General features: G+C 65.8%; 12 protein-coding genes. 8 read left to right on the top strand and 4 right to left on the bottom strand.

All coding sequences use genetic code 11. The features are described 5' to 3' along the window. Positions 1 to 14 precede the first annotated feature (14 nt). The 3 genes from PS060_RS16575 to PS060_RS16565 all read right to left on the bottom strand — a co-directional run bounded on the left by PS060_RS16575 (position 15) and on the right by PS060_RS16565 (position 5,362). Positions 15 to 1,583 carry a cryptochrome/photolyase family protein gene (locus PS060_RS16575; RefSeq protein WP_273984609.1) on the bottom strand — a complete coding sequence of 523 codons (1,569 nt, stop codon included), beginning with the start codon at positions 1,581 to 1,583 and terminating at the stop codon, positions 15 to 17. Positions 1,584 to 1,626: 43 nt separating this feature from the next. After that, positions 1,627 to 3,129 carry a hypothetical protein gene (locus PS060_RS16570; RefSeq protein WP_273984608.1) on the bottom strand — a complete coding sequence of 501 codons (1,503 nt, stop codon included), beginning with the start codon at positions 3,127 to 3,129 and terminating at the stop codon, positions 1,627 to 1,629. Positions 3,130 to 3,193: 64 nt separating this feature from the next. Continuing rightward, a complete protein-coding gene (locus tag PS060_RS16565) occupies positions 3,194 to 5,362 on the bottom strand; it encodes a primosomal protein N' (protein WP_273984607.1) in 2,169 nt (722 codons plus the stop codon). A gap of 55 nt (positions 5,363 to 5,417) precedes the next feature. On the opposite strand from PS060_RS16565, the gene PS060_RS16560 reads away from it, so the two are divergent. After that, positions 5,418 to 6,116, top strand: coding sequence for a DUF4197 domain-containing protein (locus tag PS060_RS16560; protein WP_273984606.1), 699 nt, complete (start codon positions 5,418 to 5,420; stop codon positions 6,114 to 6,116). 10 nt (positions 6,117 to 6,126) lie between these two features. Here the strand turns inward: PS060_RS16560 and PS060_RS16555 are convergent, their stop codons facing one another. Then, complete coding sequence (locus PS060_RS16555; protein ID WP_273984605.1) at positions 6,127 to 6,783, bottom strand: DUF2490 domain-containing protein; 657 nt, start codon at positions 6,781 to 6,783, stop codon at positions 6,127 to 6,129. A 58-nt stretch (positions 6,784 to 6,841) separates the two neighbouring features. Here PS060_RS16555 and fsa point away from each other — a divergent pair, with 58 nt between their 5' ends. The 7 genes from fsa (at position 6,842) to PS060_RS16520 (ending at position 16,010) form a co-directional block, all read left to right on the top strand. After that, positions 6,842 to 7,495: a fructose-6-phosphate aldolase gene (fsa, locus tag PS060_RS16550; protein ID WP_273984604.1), complete on the top strand. Its 654-nt coding sequence runs from the start codon at positions 6,842 to 6,844 to the stop codon at positions 7,493 to 7,495. Positions 7,496 to 7,551: 56 nt separating this feature from the next. After that, positions 7,552 to 9,390, top strand: coding sequence for a cobaltochelatase subunit CobT (gene cobT, locus PS060_RS16545; protein ID WP_273984603.1), 1,839 nt, complete (start codon positions 7,552 to 7,554; stop codon positions 9,388 to 9,390). Continuing rightward, on the top strand, positions 9,387 to 10,049 hold the full coding sequence (locus PS060_RS16540) for a nitroreductase (protein ID WP_273984602.1): 663 nt from the start codon (positions 9,387 to 9,389) through the stop codon (positions 10,047 to 10,049). Before cobT ends, PS060_RS16540 begins: the two co-directional genes overlap by 4 nt. Positions 10,050 to 10,089: 40 nt before the next feature. Beyond that, positions 10,090 to 11,541, top strand: coding sequence for a cysteine--tRNA ligase (gene cysS / locus PS060_RS16535; protein WP_273984601.1), 1,452 nt, complete (start codon positions 10,090 to 10,092; stop codon positions 11,539 to 11,541). A 131-nt stretch (positions 11,542 to 11,672) separates the two neighbouring features. Continuing rightward, positions 11,673 to 12,611, top strand: coding sequence for a D-2-hydroxyacid dehydrogenase (locus tag PS060_RS16530; protein ID WP_273984600.1), 939 nt, complete (start codon positions 11,673 to 11,675; stop codon positions 12,609 to 12,611). A 160-nt stretch (positions 12,612 to 12,771) separates the two neighbouring features. Further along, positions 12,772 to 14,430: an acetolactate synthase large subunit gene (locus PS060_RS16525; RefSeq protein ID WP_273984599.1), complete on the top strand. Its 1,659-nt coding sequence runs from the start codon at positions 12,772 to 12,774 to the stop codon at positions 14,428 to 14,430. A 146-nt stretch (positions 14,431 to 14,576) separates the two neighbouring features. Further along, positions 14,577 to 16,010 (top strand): aldehyde dehydrogenase family protein, encoded by a 1,434-nt coding sequence (locus PS060_RS16520; RefSeq protein ID WP_273984598.1) that lies wholly within the window; start codon positions 14,577 to 14,579, stop codon positions 16,008 to 16,010. Positions 16,011 to 16,063: the final 53 nt, after the last annotated feature.

Raw genomic sequence — 16,063 nt, 5'->3', positions numbered from 1 at the left:
GGCTCTCTCCCGTGTCAGTTGCTTTCGGCGTTTCTGGCCCAGCCTTCGCGCGCGGGTTCGAGGCTGTCGAGGAATTTTTCTGCCGTATCCAGATATTCCCGCTGCTTCGCCTCGCCCATCTTGTCCCACGTCGCATAGATCCGCCCGATCCGGTGGTTGCTTTCCAGCCGCGCACGGTTCGCGTCCATGAAATGCCAGTAGAGCGGGTTGAACGGGCACGCCCTGGGCCCGGTCTTCTCGGCCACCTTGTAGCGGCAGCCTTTGCAATAGTCCGACATCTTGTTGATGTAATTGCCGCTTGCCGCATAGGGCTTGGTCGCGAGGCGGCCGCCATCGGCATAGAGCACCATGCCGGCGACGTTCGGCAGCTCGACCCATTCGAAGGCATCGGCATAGACCGCCAGATACCAGTCGGCCACTTGGCCAGGGTCGATCCCGGCAATCAGGCAGAAATTGCCGAGCACCATCAACCGCTGGATGTGGTGCGCATGGGCGTCTTCGCGGGTGGTGCGGATGCAGTCGGCGAGGCAGCGCATATCGGTCTGCCCTGTCCAGAAGAACTCCGGCAGCGGGCGGTGCGCGCCCAATTCATTGGCAGCGGCGAGCCCCGGCATCTGGTGCCAGTAGAACCCGCGCACATATTCGCGCCAGCCGATGATCTGGCGGATGAAGCCCTCTACGGAATTGAGCGGAGCCCTGCCTGATTTATAGGCAGCCTCCGCCGCGCGGCACAGCTCCAGCGGATCGAGCAGCCCGATATTGAGGCTGGTTGACAGCATCGAGTGGTAGAGATCGTCCTCCCCGTGCACCATCGCGTCCTGATAGGGGCCGAACAGGCTGAGGCGCCGGGCAAAGAAGGCTTCGGCAGCTTCGAGCGCCTCGGCACGGGTCACCGGCCACCCGAAAGGCTCGAGATCGCCGAAGTGATCGGCAAAGCGTTCTCCCACCAGCGCTATCACCGCCCGCGTGATGGCGTCGGGCGCGAATTTGGGGGCAGGGGGCGCGCGCAGGCCTTCCTTGGGCGGCTCGCGGTTTTCCGCATCGAGGTTCCAGACGCCGCCCACGGGCTTGTCGCCCTCCATCAGCAGCCCGGTCTTGCGCCGCATCTCGCGGTAGAAATACTCCATCGTCAGATGCTTGCGCCCCTCGGCAAAGGCGCGAAATTCGGCGTGGGTGGCGATGAAGCGCGTGTCGGGGAGGATGGAGACGGGGCAGGGGAAGCGGCCCTCCCATTCGAGCATGGCGTTATGGACGCGCCATTCGCCGCTTTCGGTGACGCGGATTTCGGACGGGGCGTGGCGTGCCACCGCGCGGGCGACTTCGCCGGTGAAGCTGCCGGTGTTCTCCGCGTCGTCCAGCGGCACGTAATCGACCTGCCAGCCCTCGGCCCGCAATTCCGCCGCGAAGTGGCGCATTGCCGAGAAAATGAGCACGATCTTCTGCTTGTGGTGCTTCACATAGGTCGCCTCGTCCCACACCTCCATCATCAGCACGACGGTGCTTGCGGGGGAGAGACCCTCAAGACTTGAGATATTGCGCGACAGCTGGTCGCCGAGGATCGGCACGAGAACGGGACGGGTCATGCGAAGGGATACGCGCCCGCCCCATGTTTGGTTTCGCGAAACGCTAGGGCTCCGCCTCCAGGGCCCGCAGCGCGGCGGCGGAAAAGGCGGGATCATTCAGCATCGAGATCAGCAGCCCGCGCGCCAAGCCGGTCTCGCCCCGGCGGCTCATCGCGGTGGCCTGCGCGTAGCGGAAATCGCCGACCCCGGCGTTGTGGACGAAGGCGCGTTCCAGCTGGCGGGCGGCGGACTTGGGGGCAGCGCGGCCCTGTTCGATATAGGTCTGGTGATAGAGCGCCGCGGCCAACGGATGGCGCTCGGGCGTGCGGGCGAGGGGGCGCAGCAGCTTGCGCACCTCGTCATAGGAGGGCGGATCGTCGGGATTGCCCTCGCGCACCAGCCGGGCGAGCATGATCTCGGCCTTGAGCCGCTGGGCCTCGGCCAGACCGGGATCGATCGCGAGCGCCACGTTGACCGCACGCCACGCTTCCGCATCGGAATGGGGGTTGGTCATCACGATCAGATCGCCGTTCGAAAAGCCGAAACCGCGGAACACCGGCCGCCCGCCGAAATCGCTGTGCTGGACGCGGACATATTCGGCGGCGGCATATTCGTACCACACCAGCGCGCTTTCGGGATGGCGGTTGGTCAGAGCGCGTAGATCGTCGGAGGTGGCCTTGGGGCGGGTTTCGAGCAGCCGTTCGAGCCGCAGGTCGATCAGCGCGATCTCGTCCGCGCGCATCGGGCGCACCTCCATATTGGCGGTGAAATGCGGGGACACCACCACCCGCCGCACCGGCGCGACCACCCGGCGCCGCGCCAGTTCGCGGGCGAGCGCATCCAGATCGCCCAGCTCGCGCGCCGCCTCGGCCATGCTGCGTCCGCCCGCATAGGCATCGAGATAGCGGTCGAGCACGCCGGCAAAGCGCGTTTCGAGCAGCAGCGGGCTGGCCAGCGCGCGGCTGAGTTCGAGGAAGCGGGCATAGTCCGCCTCGCTGCGGTGGCGGGTGCGCACCACCAGCGTGTCGCCGAGGCTACCGGGCGTTATGCCCTGCACCCGTTGCAGGCGGCGCGGCGTGCCGATCAGGAAGCTGCCGTCCGGGTTGCGGACGGCGGTCTCAAAGAAGTGCGAAAGCCCGGCCGACAGCCACATCGGCTTGGGCCGGAAGAAGGCGTTTTCGAGGTGGAGACTGGCGAGGCAGTAGAAGATTTCGCCCGCATCGGCCTCCTCGCCCTGCGCGCCTGGCGTGTAGAGCGCATAGGCCATCGGCAATTCGGCATGGCTTTCGCACACCGCACTCGCGCCGAAATCGACCACCCGGCGGATGCGGCGCGGATCGGCGGTCAGGTAGAATTCGGGCTTGCGCCCGTGCCAGGTCTCGCCCGGCATCAGGCCGTGAAGAACGCGGTCGAAATCCTCGATGGTCTGCACCAGCGCGCGCAGCTCTGCCTCGTCCATCCGGGCGTGGATGACATAGTGCTCGCTTTCGGCGCGCAGCCAATCGGCGGCGCTGGCGGGAATCGCGAGGCACAAGGCCCACAGGGCAAAGCCGATGCGCAGCATCATGGCCCTCTGATAACATGGGCTAAGATGCTGTAAAGTTACCTTAAAATTCTTGAAGATTGGCCCGTCAGACGAAGGAATAGGGGTCGATGTCCACCCCCACGCGCACCCCCGGAGCAAAGTTCACCGCGCCGATCCAGTTGCGCAGGACGCCTTGCACATTGGCGCTGCGCCGCGCGTTGACGAGGAAGCGGTAACGGTATCGCCCGCGCAGCAAGGCGAGTGGGGCAGGGGCGGGGCCGAGGATCTGGACGTCGGCGAGGCGCGGGCGGACATCGCCCAATCGCGCGGCGGCCTCGCGCGCTTCCTTTTCGTCCTCGGAGCTGAGGATGATCGCAGCCCAGCGCCCGAACGGCGGCGCGCCCGCATCGCGGCGGCCTTGGGTTTCGGCGGCATAGAAGGCGTCGCGGTCGCCGCCTGCCAGCGCGGCGATCACAGGCGCATCGGGGTGGCGGGTCTGGATCAGCACTTCGCCCGGCTTGGCCCCGCGGCCTGCGCGGCCCGCGACTTGCGCGATCTGGCTATAGGTGCGCTCGCCCGCGCGCAGGTCTCCGCCTTCAAGGCCGAGGTCGGCATCGACCACGCCCACCAGCGTGAGATCAGGAAAATGGAAGCCCTTGGTCACCAGCTGTGTGCCGATGATGATGTCGATCGCCTTGCTTTCGGCCATGGCGATGAACTCGGCCGCGCGGTCGGGGGTGTTCAATGTGTCCGAGGTCGCCACCGCCACCCGCGCTTCGGGGAAGAGGTCGGCGACTTCGGCCGCGATCCGTTCCACCCCCGGCCCGCAGGCGACGAGGCAATCGCTCTCCCCGCATTCGGGGCAGGCGTCGGGCACCCGCGTCTCGAACCCGCAATGGTGGCAGGCAAGGCGGGCCGAGAGGCGGTGTTCGACCAGCCATGCGCTGCACGAGGGGCATTTGAAGCGGTGCCCGCAATTGCGGCACAGCGTCAGCGGGGCATAGCCGCGCCGGTTCAAAAACAGCAGCGATTGCTCGCCCTTGTCCAGCCGGTCGCGCAGAGCCTCGATCAACGGACCTGCCAGCCAGCGCTGGCTGCCCGGCTTTTCCTCGGTGAGATTGATAAGCCTGACCGCAGGCAGCGTCGCCCCGCCGAACCGGCTCGGCAGGTCGAGCTTGGTGTAGATGCCCTGCGCCGCCATGTGCAGGCTTTCCAAGGCCGGGGTGGCGCTGGCGAGGATCACCGGCACCCCTTCAAACCGCGCGCGCATCACCGCCACGTCACGGGCGTTGTAGCGCACGCCGTCATCCTGCTTGAAGCTGATCTCGTGCGCTTCATCCACGACGATCAGGCCGAGCTTGGCATAGGGCAGGAACAGCGCCGAACGCGCGCCGACCACGACCTGCGCGCTTCCATCGGCAATTGCCCGCCATGCGCGGCGGCGCTCGGTGGACTTGAGCGAAGAGTGCCACAGCACCGGCTTCGCCCCGAACCGCGCCGCAAACCGCGCGAGGAAGTTCTCGGTCAGCGCGATTTCGGGCAGCAGCACCAGCACCTGCCGCCCCTGCCGGATGGCCTCTGCGACGGGTTCGAAATAGGTTTCGGTCTTGCCGGAACCGGTTACCCCGTCGAGCAGGAAAGGGGCAAAGGCCCGCGCCCGCACCGCTTCGACCAGCGTAGCGGCGACCTCGGCCTGCACCGGCGAAAGATCGGGCTGGTGGTGGTCGGGATCGGCGGGGGGATAGGGGCGGTCGATCTTGACCGTCACCGGCCCCAGCAAGCCTGCGCCCGCCATCCCGCGCAGCACGCCTTCCGAAACGCCCGCGATTGCGGCAAGCTCGCGCATGGTGCCTTGCGCGCCGGCGAGTTTTTCCAGCGCGGCCTTGCGCTGCGCGGTCAGCCGCCCGGCGATCTCCGCTCCGGTGAGGCGATATTCGGTCATGGTCGCAGGCCCGCCCAGCGCCCCGCCGCTCGACAGCGCCATGCGCGCGACCGCGGCGAGCGGCGCGCAGTAATAGTCCGCCGTCCACTCGATCAGCCGCCTGAGGGGTGCGGGCAGCGGGGGCACGGGCAGCACCTCAAGGATCGGGCGCAGGCGTTCAAAGGCGATCGCGTCCCCCGGCAGACGGCCTTCGTCCCATACGATGCCAGTGACCTTGCGCGGCCCCAACGGGGCGATCACCACGCTGCCTGCGGGCGCATCCACACCCTCGGGCAGCCGGTAATCCAGCGGGCCGAGCGCGGCGTTGAGGACAAGCAGGCGAACGCGGTTCATTGTGCAGTTATATGGAGACGCGCATAGGCCTAGGGCAAGATTGGAGACTGGACCAATGACCGCAATTCTCACTGCCGCCCCGACCCGCCGCACCCTGCTCGCCGGAGCCGCAAGCGGGGCTGCGCTGCTGCTGTTGCCCGGCTGCGCCAGCACCGGCGGGGGCTTCTCGCTGGTCGAGGCGGTGCGCCGTCTGCTGCTCGTCGCCTCGGAGAACGCCTTTGCCCGCCTTACCGCGCCCGGCGGGTTCTGGGACGAACAGGTCGCCCGGCTCGATCTTGCCGCGCTGCTCGGTGCACGGGGCGATGTGGTCTCGCGCATCCTGACCTCGGCGCTGGTCAAGGATCAGCTGGAGGAACGCTTCGCCACCTTCGCGATCGATGCGAGCTTCCGCGCCGCCCCGGTGGTGACCGACGCGATCCGGATCATCGGGGTCGAAAATGCCGTGGCGCTGGTACGCGGCGGTCCGGATGCGGCGAGCCTCTATCTCAGGCAGGAAGTCGGCACGGCGCTGCTCGATGCGGTGGTGCCCGAACTGGGCGAGGCGATCCGCATCAGCCGCGATCCGGTGATCGGCCAGCTGCTCGGCGCGCTCACCGGCGTGGATGCGGCGGGCATGGCGAGCCGCTTCGGCGCCGAGATCGACGATGCCATCTGGGGCGAGATTGGCCGCGAGGAAGCCGCGATCCGCGCCAACCCCGAGGCAACCCGCGATCCGCTGCTGATCGGGGTGTTCGGGCTGGGCCGGAGCATCTAGAACGCGCGATCTAGAACCGGTAGGTCAGCACCGTCTGCGGGACATGGGTATAGCGCGCCGGCAAGCCCCCGCGCGGGAACGCCAGCAGCCAGTAATTCGCGCCGATCTCCAGCTTGTCGCTGATCTTGTAGGCGATGCCGGCCTGCGCGCGCCATTGCTCGGTCGATGCGCCCTGGCCGCTGTTGCGCCCTTGCAGCAGCCCGAGCCATTCGCCCCCGACACTCGCGCGCCAGCCGTCGCCTAGCGGCTGGTTGTACTGCACCCGCTGGCGCAGCCGCAGTTCCATCCGGTCGGCCCCGTCGAAGAACCGCTCTTCCAGCCGGGTGCGGAATTCGAAGCGGCCCTCGGTGAAAATGATCTGCTGGTGCGGGCGCAGTTCGGTATTTCCGCCCGCATCGAACACCGCGCCGCCTGCGCCGATGCGCACGCCCTCTGCCACGGTCTGCTCCAGCGTCACGCGCAGGGTCTGCTGTTCGCCCCCGCGCGCATCCTCGCGCCAGCGCTGCGTGGCATCCACGGTCAGGCGTGTGTCCTTGTCGAGATCGCCCGTCAGGAACACGAACTGCCACAATTGCGTATCGTCATTGTCGGCAAGCGCTATCGACGGTTGCCAAGCGGCAACCATGGCGGCAAGCAGCGACGCAATTCGCATGGGGGTCCGAGTCATGCTCACCCCCTAAGCCCGCGCTGCCGCGCTGACTATCGCAATCTACCGGAGTGAACCCATGAAATTCTTCGTCGACACCGCCGAGATCGAGCCGATCCGCGAACTGGCTGCCACCGGCCTGCTCGATGGCGTTACGACCAACCCTTCGCTGATTGCCAAGTCGGGGCGGGATTTCATGGAGGTGACCAAGGAAATCTGCGGGATCGTCGACGGGCCGGTCAGCGCCGAGGTGGTGGCACTCGACCACGCGACGATGATGAAAGAGGCCGAAGTCCTCAGGAAGATCGCCGACAATGTCTGCATCAAGGTGCCGCTGACGGTTGACGGCCTCAAGACCTGCAAGGCGCTGTCGTCCGAGGGGACGATGGTCAATGTCACGCTGTGCTTCTCGGCCAATCAGGCGCTGCTTGCGGCCAAGGCGGGCGCGACCTTCATCTCGCCCTTCGTCGGGCGGCATGACGACAACGGGTTCGACGGGATGGACCTGATCGAGGACATCCGCCTGATCTACGACAACTACAATTTCGCCACCGAAATCCTCGTCGCATCCGTGCGCCACACCACCCACGTGTTGCAGGCCGCCAAGATCGGCGCCGACGTGATGACCGCGCCGCCTGCGGTGATCCACGCGCTGTTCAAGCACGTGCTGACCGACAAGGGCATCGAAGGCTTCATGGCTGATTGGGCCAAGACCGGGCAGTCGATCCTCTGAGGCCTCGCCTTTTTGCCACTTCCGCGCGCCAGATTAGTTGCTAAAGAAAACCGATAATGGCTGACCAGTCCCCGCTCGATCTGTTCAAGCAGGCGCTTACCGGCGCATCGCGGGCGATTGCGCGCGATGCCGAGGTTGAGGTCGCCTGGAGCGCGGATGTGCCCGGAAGCGCGGGCAACCGCTTCCGCGTGCCGCTGCCGGGGCGCGATCTGCCGCCCGATCAGGTGACCGAGGCGCGCGGCTTTGCCGACTCGTTCGCTTTGAAGCTGCGCCACCATGACGCCGCGCTCCACGCCCGCTCGGCCCCGCCCGAACCCATTGCGCGCGCCTGTTATGATGCGATCGAGCAGGTGCGGTATGAGGCGCTCGGTGCCAACCGCTTTGGCGGGATTCGCGCCAATCTTGATGCTGCCACCGAAATGCGCACCGCAGGCGACAAGATTGTGCGCGCGCAGAACTCGTCCGAAGTCCCGCTCCAGACCGCGCTCGCCCTGCTGGTGCGCGAGGCGCTGACGGGGGAGGCTGTGCCGCAGAAGGCGCAGGGCGGGATCGAGCTGGTGCGCGACTTCCTCGAGGAGAAGGTCGGCGGCGATTTCGCGGGGCTGGCCGAGAAGATCGGCGATCAGGAAGCCTTCCAGAAACTCGCGCTCGATATGCTGCGCGAACTCGATCTCACCCGCCCAACCGAAGCTCCCGACGAGAGCGACAGCGACGACGCGGATGACGATGACGCCCCGAGCGACGACGAGCAGGGCGACGACGACAATCAGGGCGAGGGCGATCCGCAGTCGGCCGAAATGGCGGGCGACATGGCCGAGGGCGATGGGGAAGGGGAGCAATCCTCCGACACCCAGACCGACAGCGACATGGCCGAGGGCGAACCGGGTGACGACAGCGACGCCGCCAACGCCCCCGTGCGCCCCAACCGCCCGCAGGCCGAAGTCCCCGCGAGCGTCGACTACAAGGCCTTCACCACCCGCTTCGACGAGGAAGTCGCCGCCCCCGACCTGTGCGATTCCGAGGAACTCGATCGCCTGCGCGCTTATCTCGACAGCCAGCTGACCGGTCTTCAGGGCGTGGTCACGCGCCTCGCCAACCGCTTGCAGCGCCGGTTAATGGCGCAGCAGAACCGCAGCTGGGATTTCGATCAGGAAGAGGGCGTGCTCGATGCCGCGCGGCTGGCCCGCGTGATCATCTCGCCGGGCACCGCGCTGTCCTACAAGGTCGAACGGGACGTCGAGTTCAAGGACACCATCGTCACGCTCTTGATCGACAATTCCGGCTCGATGCGCGGGCGGCCGATCTCGATTGCCGCGATCAGCGCCGACATTCTGGCGCGCACGCTCGAACGCTGCGGGGTCAAGACCGAGATCCTCGGCTTCACCACCCGCGCGTGGAAGGGCGGGCAGAGCCGCGAGGCATGGCTCGCCGACGGCAAGCCGCAGAACCCCGGCCGCCTCAACGATCTTCGCCACATCATCTACAAGCAGGCCGACGAGCCCTGGCGCCGCGCCCGCCGCAATCTCGGGCTGATGATGCGAGAAGGCCTGCTCAAGGAAAACATCGACGGCGAGGCGCTGATCTGGGCGCACTCCCGCCTGCTCTACCGCCCCGAGGAACGCCGCATCCTGATGGTGATCAGCGACGGCGCGCCGGTGGACGATTCGACCCTGTCGGTGAATTCTGCGGGCTATCTCGAAGCGCATTTGCGCAGCGTGATCGAGTGGATCGAGAAGGTCTCGCCCGTCCAACTGGTCGCCATCGGCATCGGCCACGATGTGACGCGCTACTATCGCCGCGCGGTGACGATCATGGACGTGGAACAGCTCGGCGGCACGATCATGGAGCAGCTTGCCGAGCTGTTCGAGGATGAGAAGGGCACAAAACGAAAATGAACGTCACCGAAGCCGTCACCACCCGCCGCTCGATCCGCGCTTTTCTCGACAAGCCCGTCGATCTCGAAACGCTCACCCGCGTGATGGACAAGGCGCGCTGGGCTGCGTCGGGGTGCAATTACCAGCCGTGGGAAGCGAGCATTGTCACCGGGCAGGCGCTCAAGGACTTGCAGGCCAAGATCATCGCCAATGGGCCGGGCGCTGCCGAATATGACTGGGCCGCGCCGGGGCAGGAAGAGGCTTACAAGAAGCGGCTCGACGGGGTTTCGGCGGGAATGTTCGGCGCGATGGGCATTGCGCGCGATGATGGTGCGGGGCGCATGGCGGCGATGGCCAAGAACACCACCAGCTTCGGCGCGCCCGCGGTGCTGTTCGTCTATTTCCCGCGCCTGATGAAGGAGCCGCAGTGGTCGGATGTGGGTATGTGGCTCCAGACCGTCGCGCTTCTGCTGCGCGAGGAGGGGCTGGATTCCTGCTGGCAGGAATTCATGGCGCTCTATGCGAACACGATCCGCGACTTCCTAGGCCTCGATCACGAGCGCTATATGTTCTTCTGCGGCATGGCGATCGGTTACCGCGATCCGGACGCGCCGGTGAACAACTTCGAGCGCGAGCGCGTGCCGCTGGAAAGCCAAGTGAAGTTCATCGGGTTCGACTGAGAGAATTGACGGACGCGCCGCCGCTGGCCAAAGCGCGCCCATGACCGACGCGCCGCTCAAGCTGTTCAACTCGCTCACCCGCTCGCTCGAGGTGTTCGAGCCCGTCCATCCCGGCGAGGCGCGCGTCTATTCCTGCGGGCCGACGGTCTATAACTACCCCCACATCGGCAATATGCGCGCCTATGTGTTTGCCGATGTGCTGGGGCGCACGCTGAGCTGGAAGGGCTACACACTCACCCACGTCATCAACATCACCGATGTCGGCCACCTCACCGACGATGCGGACGCAGGCGAGGACAAGATGGAGAAGATGGCGGCCGAGAAGGCCCAATCCATCTGGGACATCGCCGAGCATTACAAGCAGGCCTATTGGGCCGATGTGCGCGCGCTCAATATCCGCCAGCCGGCGCAGTGGACGGTGGCGACCGACTACGTCCCGCAGATGATCGAGTTCGCCAAGGGCATTGCGGACAAACACTGCTACGAGCTGGAGAGCGGGCTCTATTTCGATGTGTCGACTGTCGCCGACTACGGGCGGCTGGCGCGCGCGAACACCGAGGAGGGCGAGGGTCGGATCGAGGCTGTTGAGGGCAAGCGCAACGCCGCCGACTTCGCGATCTGGCGCAAGACCCCGCCGGGCGAGAGCCGGCAGATGGAATGGGATTCGCCCTGGGGCAAGGGCGCGCCGGGGTGGCATCTCGAATGCTCGGTGATGAGCGGCGAGGTGCTGGGCTTTCCCTTCGATATCCATACCGGAGGGATCGACCACCGCGAGATCCACCACCCCAACGAGATCGCGCAGAACCAGGCGCATTGCTGCACCAACGGGCTGGACGATCCGAGGAATTCGGGCGCGCGCATCTGGATGCACAACAACTTCCTCGTCGAGCGCAGCGGCAAGATGAGCAAGTCCTCGGGCGAGTTCCTGCGGCTGCAATTGCTGATCGACCGGGGGTATCATCCGCTCGCCTACAGGCTGATGTGCTTGCAGGCGCATTACCGCTCCGAGCTGGAGTTCTCGTGGGAGGGCTTGGGCGCGGCGCTCACGCGATTGAAGCGGATGGTGATGGCGGTGGCGCCGCTGGCGGAGGTCGAACCCCAGCGCGGCACGGCGCATCCCAAGTTCGCGCCTGCCGAAGCGAAGTTCGCCGAGGCCATGGCCGACGATCTGGGCACCCCGATCGCGCTGACGGCGCTGGAAGAGGCGTTGGCGACGAAGAAGGTCGATGCGGGGATCAAGCGCGGCGTGGTCGAAGCGATGGACGCGGTGCTCGGGCTGAACCTGTTCGGCCTCACCCGCGCCGACCTGCGCATCCGGCCCAAGGCGGCCACGATCACCGAAGCCGAAATCGAAGCCGCGCTCGCCCGCCGCAAGGAAGCGCGCGCCGCCAAGGACTTTGCCGCCTCCGATGCGATCCGCGACGAACTCGCAGCCCAAGGCGTCGAGGTGATGGACGGCGATCCGCTCGGGTGGGAGTGGAAGCTGGGCTAACCCCCACTTTTCGTCATTGCGAGCCGCAGGCGAAGCAATCCATGGACTGATCTTCCATCTTGGCGCAGCATCGGTCCTTGGATTGCCGCGTCGCCTTTGGCTCCTCGCAATGACGAATTGAGACCCTGACCATGACCATTCTCGCCATTTCCGGCCTCATCCGCCCGATGCTCGAACACCGCCTGCCCGAAGGCCTCGACGTGCGCTGGTTCATGTCGGCCGAGGAAGCACAGGTCGCCGTGGCGGACGCCGAGATCGGCTGGTTCGACATGAACGATCAGCAGGCGATGGCCGCCACCCTGCGCGCTGCCAAGAAACTGAAGTGGCTCAATTCGATCTACGCGGGCCTCGATTTCCTGCCGATGGACGTTCTGATCGAGCGCAATATCACCGTCACCAACGGGGCCGGGATCAACGCCATCACCATCGCCGAATATGTCGTGATGGGAATGCTCAACATCGCCAAGGGCTACCGCGAGGTGGTGCGCGCGCAGGAACGCCATGAATGGCTGTTCGATTCGCCCGGCAAGCGCGAGCTGGCAGGCTCGAAGGCGCTGCTGCTCGGCTATGGCGCGATCGGGAAGCTGATCCAGCCGCGGCTCGAAGCCTTCGATGTGGAGGTCAGCGTGGTGCGCCGTTCGGGCGGGGAGGGCACCTTGCGCCCCGACGAATGGCGCGCGCGGCTGGGAGAGTTCGACTGGGTGATCCTCGCCGTCCCCGCCACGCCTGAGACCGAGGGGATGATCGGCGCTGCCGAACTCGCCGCGATGAAGAGCGATGCAGTGATCGTCAACATCGCGCGCGGCAGCGTGATCGATCAGCCGGCCCTCGTCGAAGCGCTTGAAAACAAGGCAATCGGGGGCGCGTTCCTCGATGTCACCACGCCCGAACCGCTGCCCGCCGACCACCCCTTGTGGGCGCTCGACAATGCCCATGTCACCATGCACCTGTCGGGCCGGGCGCAATCCAAGATGTTCATTCGCTCGGGCGAACGCTTCCTCGACAATCTCGGCAAATACCTGCGCGGGGAGCCGGTCGCCCCGGTGTTTGACCCGAGGCTGGGCTACTGACCCAAGCGCCCGAGCGAGAATCTCGCTGGCGGTTTGGCGCTTTTCTGCAATACTTGTTGCCGGCGGCAGGTCATCACTTTGCCGTCACTTGAATGCACGTCTGCGCCTGGGGGGGATACCGGGGCTAAAGGCTTTCGGTAGCAAGGAAGGAATTGCATAGATGAGCGATACCAAGAAAGCGTCGGATGTTTTTGTCGAGTGTCTCGAGGCCGAGGGCTGCGAGTATATTTTCGGCGTTCCGGGGGAAGAGAACCTCGATTTTCTCGACTCGCTCAGCCGGTCGACCAAGATCAAGCTGATCCTGACCCGCCACGAACAGGGTGCGGGCTTCATGGCCGCCACATACGGCCGCCACACCGGCAAGACCGGGGTTTGCGTCGCCACATTGGGCCCGGGGGCGACCAATTTCGTGACGTCTGCGGCCTATGCGCAATTGGGCGGGATGCCGGTGCTGATGATCACCGGGCAGAAGCCGATCAAGAAGTCCAAGCAGGGCCGCTTCCAGATCGTCGACATTGTCTCGCTGATGAAGCCGATCACCAAATATGCGATCCAAATCGCCGCGGGCGACAACATCCCCAGCCGCGTGCGCGAGGCCTATCGTCTCGCCGAGGAGGAAAAGCCCGGCGCCACCCTGATCGAGCTGCCCGAGGATATTGCCGAGGAACCCACCACCGACTGGAAGCCGCTGCCCAAGTCCATCGCCCGCCGCCCTAGCGCCGAGCCCAAGGCGGTGCGCGCGGCGGTCAAGGCGATCGAGAAGGCCAAGAACCCGGTGCTGGTGATCGGCGCGGGTGCGAACCGCAAGCTGTGCGGGCGGATGCTCGAACAATTCGTCGAGAAGACCGGGATCCCCTTCCTCACCACCCAGATGGGCAAGGGCGTGATTGACGAGCGCCATCCCAAGTTTCTGGGCTGCGCGGCGCTGTCGGCTGGGGACTTCGTCCACCGCGCGGTCGAGGCGTCGGATTGCATCATCAATGTCGGCCATGACGTGATCGAAAAGCCGCCCTTCTTCATGAAGGACAACGGCGTCACCGTGATCCACGTCTCGACCCGCACGGCGGAAGTCGATCCGGTCTACTTCCCGCAGATCGAGGTGATCGGTGATATCGCCAACGCGATCTGGCAGATGAAGGAAGACATCAGCCCCAACCGCAGCTGGGATTTCGGCCACCTTCTGGCCTATCACAAGGCCGAGGTCGACCACACCAACGCGCTCGCCGCCGACACCCGTTTCCCGATCTTCCCGCCGCATCTCGTCCAGCAGGTGCGCGACGCGATGCCGCATGACGGGATCATCTGCCTCGACAACGGGGTCTACAAGATCTGGTTCGCGCGCGGTTATACCGCCTACCTGCCCAACACCGTGCTGCTCGATAACGCGCTGGCCACCATGGGCGCGGGGCTGCCTTCTGCCATGATGAGCGCGATGCTTTATCCCGAGCGTAAGGTGATGGCGATCTGCGGCGACGGCGGCTTCATGATGAACAGCCAAGAGATGGAGACCGCGGTGCGTCTCGGCCTCAATCTCACCGTGCTGATCCTGCGCGACGATGCCTACGGGATGATCCGCTGGAAGCAGGCCAACATGGGCTTTGTCGATTTCGGCCTGACCTATGGCAACCCGGACTATGTCAAATATGCCGAAAGCTACGGCGCGACCGGGCACCGCGTGACCTCGTCCGATCACCTGCGCGAATTGCTCGCCCACTGCCGCGACACGCCCGGCGTGCATCTGATCGATTGCCCGGTGGACTACACCGAGAACGACCAGATCCTGAACAAGGACATCAAACGGTTGTCGAAGGAGCTGTAAGGCTTCGCATCCCCCTCCCGCTTGCGGGAGGGGCTAGGGGTGGGCGCGTCAAGTGACTGCGCTTGCCCGGACAGGCCCACCCGTGATCGGAGTCACGCGCCTCCGATCACCCCCTCCCGCAGTCAGGAGGTGCGAAGGAAGTGACCATGCTCAAGGATACCTACCCCCTCTACCTCAACAACAAGGCGGTGCTGCCCAACACCGATCTTGAGGTGACCGACAAATATACCGGCGAGGTCGCCTTCCGCACCGCGCTCGCCACGCCCGATGTGATCGAGGAAGGCATCGCCGGGGCGGTGCGCGCGGCGGAGCCGATGGCGCGGCTGGCGAGCTTCGAGAAGCAGGACGTGCTGATGCACTGCGTCCGCCGCTTCAAGGAGCGCTTTGACGAACTTGCCTACGCCCTGTGCGTCGAGGCCGGCAAGCCGATCAAGGATGCCGAAGGCGAGGTCACGCGCCTGATCGACACCTTCCGCATCGCCGCCGAGGAAGCGGTGAGGAACTACGGCGAGGTCCAGCCGCTCGACATTTCCCCGCGCGCCAAGGGCTATCAGGGGATGTGGAAGCGCGTTCCCATCGGCCCGTGCAGCTTCATCTCGCCGTTCAACTTCCCGCTCAACCTCGCCGCGCACAAGATCGCGCCCGCAATCGCGGTCGGCTGCCCCTTCGTGATGAAGCCTGCCTCAAAGACGCCCTTGGGTGCGATCATCATGGGCGAGGTGCTGGCCGAGTGCGACATCCTGCCCGAGGGCGCCTTCAGCATCCTCCCCGCCAGCCGCGACGGCGCGGACCTGTTTACCGAGGACGAGCGGCTGAAGCTCCTCTCCTTCACCGGCTCGCCCGGCGTGGGCTGGGACTTGAAGGCCAAGGCGGGCAAGAAGAAGGTCGTGCTCGAACTCGGCGGCAACGCGGCGGTGATCATCGACAAGGACGCCGACCTTGCCGACGCATTGGAGCGGGTGATCTTCGGCGCCTTCTACCAGTCGGGCCAGTCCTGCATCGGGGTGCAGCGCATCCTGATCCACGCCGACGTTTACGACCGCTTCAAGGCGATGCTGGTCGAGCGCGCAGGCAAGCTCGTCGCGGGCGACCCCAAGGACCGCAACACCTTCATCGGCCCGATGATCTCGAACGGCGAGGCCAAGCGCCTCAAGGGCTGGATCGACGAGGCCGTGGCAGCCGGTGCGACCCTGCTGTGCGGCGGGGGGCTCTCGCGCGGCAATATGCTGGAAGCGACGCTGCTCGAAGGCGTGCCGGACGACGCCAAGGCCAAGAACGAGGAGGCTTTCGGGCCTTTGGCGATCCTCCAGAAGTTCACCCACTTCGATGAGGCGCTGGAGGAGGTCAACAACTCCAAATTCGGCCTGCAGGCGGGGATTTTTACCCGCGACCTGTTCCAGATGTTCGATGCGTGGGACAGGCTCGATGTCGGCGGCGTGGTGATCAACGACGTGCCGAGCTACCGGGTCGACAATATGCCCTATGGCGGGGTCAAGGATTCAGGCCTGGGCCGCGAGGGCGTGCGCTTCGCGATGGAGGACATGAGCGAGATCCGGAATTTGGTTATTCGCAGAACGTAACCCCTTCGTCTCCCCGGCCCCCGAGCCGGGGCCCCGCTTTTCTTCGTGGCAGG

Origin of the sequence: Erythrobacter sp. BLCC-B19 (genome assembly GCF_028621955.1) — a bacterium.
Classification (GTDB): Bacteria; Pseudomonadota; Alphaproteobacteria; order Sphingomonadales; family Sphingomonadaceae; genus Erythrobacter.
The sequence above is the reverse complement of the archived record's forward strand: the minus strand, read 5'-3'. Positions and strand labels throughout refer to the sequence as shown.

Bases quoted from the DNA above. Each gene is read 5' to 3' on its own strand.
- PS060_RS16575 (WP_273984609.1), bottom strand. From the start codon at position 1,583: ATGACCCGTCCCGTTCTCGTGCCGATCCTCGGCGACCAGCTGTCGCGC.
- PS060_RS16570 (WP_273984608.1), bottom strand. From the start codon at position 3,129: ATGATGCTGCGCATCGGCTTTGCCCTGTGGGCCTTGTGCCTCGCGATT.
- PS060_RS16565 (WP_273984607.1), bottom strand. From the start codon at position 5,362: ATGAACCGCGTTCGCCTGCTTGTCCTCAACGCCGCGCTCGGCCCGCTG.
- PS060_RS16560 (WP_273984606.1), top strand. From the start codon at position 5,418: ATGACCGCAATTCTCACTGCCGCCCCGACCCGCCGCACCCTGCTCGCC.
- PS060_RS16555 (WP_273984605.1), bottom strand. From the start codon at position 6,783: ATGACTCGGACCCCCATGCGAATTGCGTCGCTGCTTGCCGCCATGGTT.
- fsa (WP_273984604.1), top strand. From the start codon at position 6,842: ATGAAATTCTTCGTCGACACCGCCGAGATCGAGCCGATCCGCGAACTG.
- cobT (WP_273984603.1), top strand. From the start codon at position 7,552: ATGGCTGACCAGTCCCCGCTCGATCTGTTCAAGCAGGCGCTTACCGGC.
- PS060_RS16540 (WP_273984602.1), top strand. From the start codon at position 9,387: ATGAACGTCACCGAAGCCGTCACCACCCGCCGCTCGATCCGCGCTTTT.
- cysS (WP_273984601.1), top strand. From the start codon at position 10,090: ATGACCGACGCGCCGCTCAAGCTGTTCAACTCGCTCACCCGCTCGCTC.
- PS060_RS16530 (WP_273984600.1), top strand. From the start codon at position 11,673: ATGACCATTCTCGCCATTTCCGGCCTCATCCGCCCGATGCTCGAACAC.
- PS060_RS16525 (WP_273984599.1), top strand. From the start codon at position 12,772: ATGAGCGATACCAAGAAAGCGTCGGATGTTTTTGTCGAGTGTCTCGAG.
- PS060_RS16520 (WP_273984598.1), top strand. From the start codon at position 14,577: ATGCTCAAGGATACCTACCCCCTCTACCTCAACAACAAGGCGGTGCTG.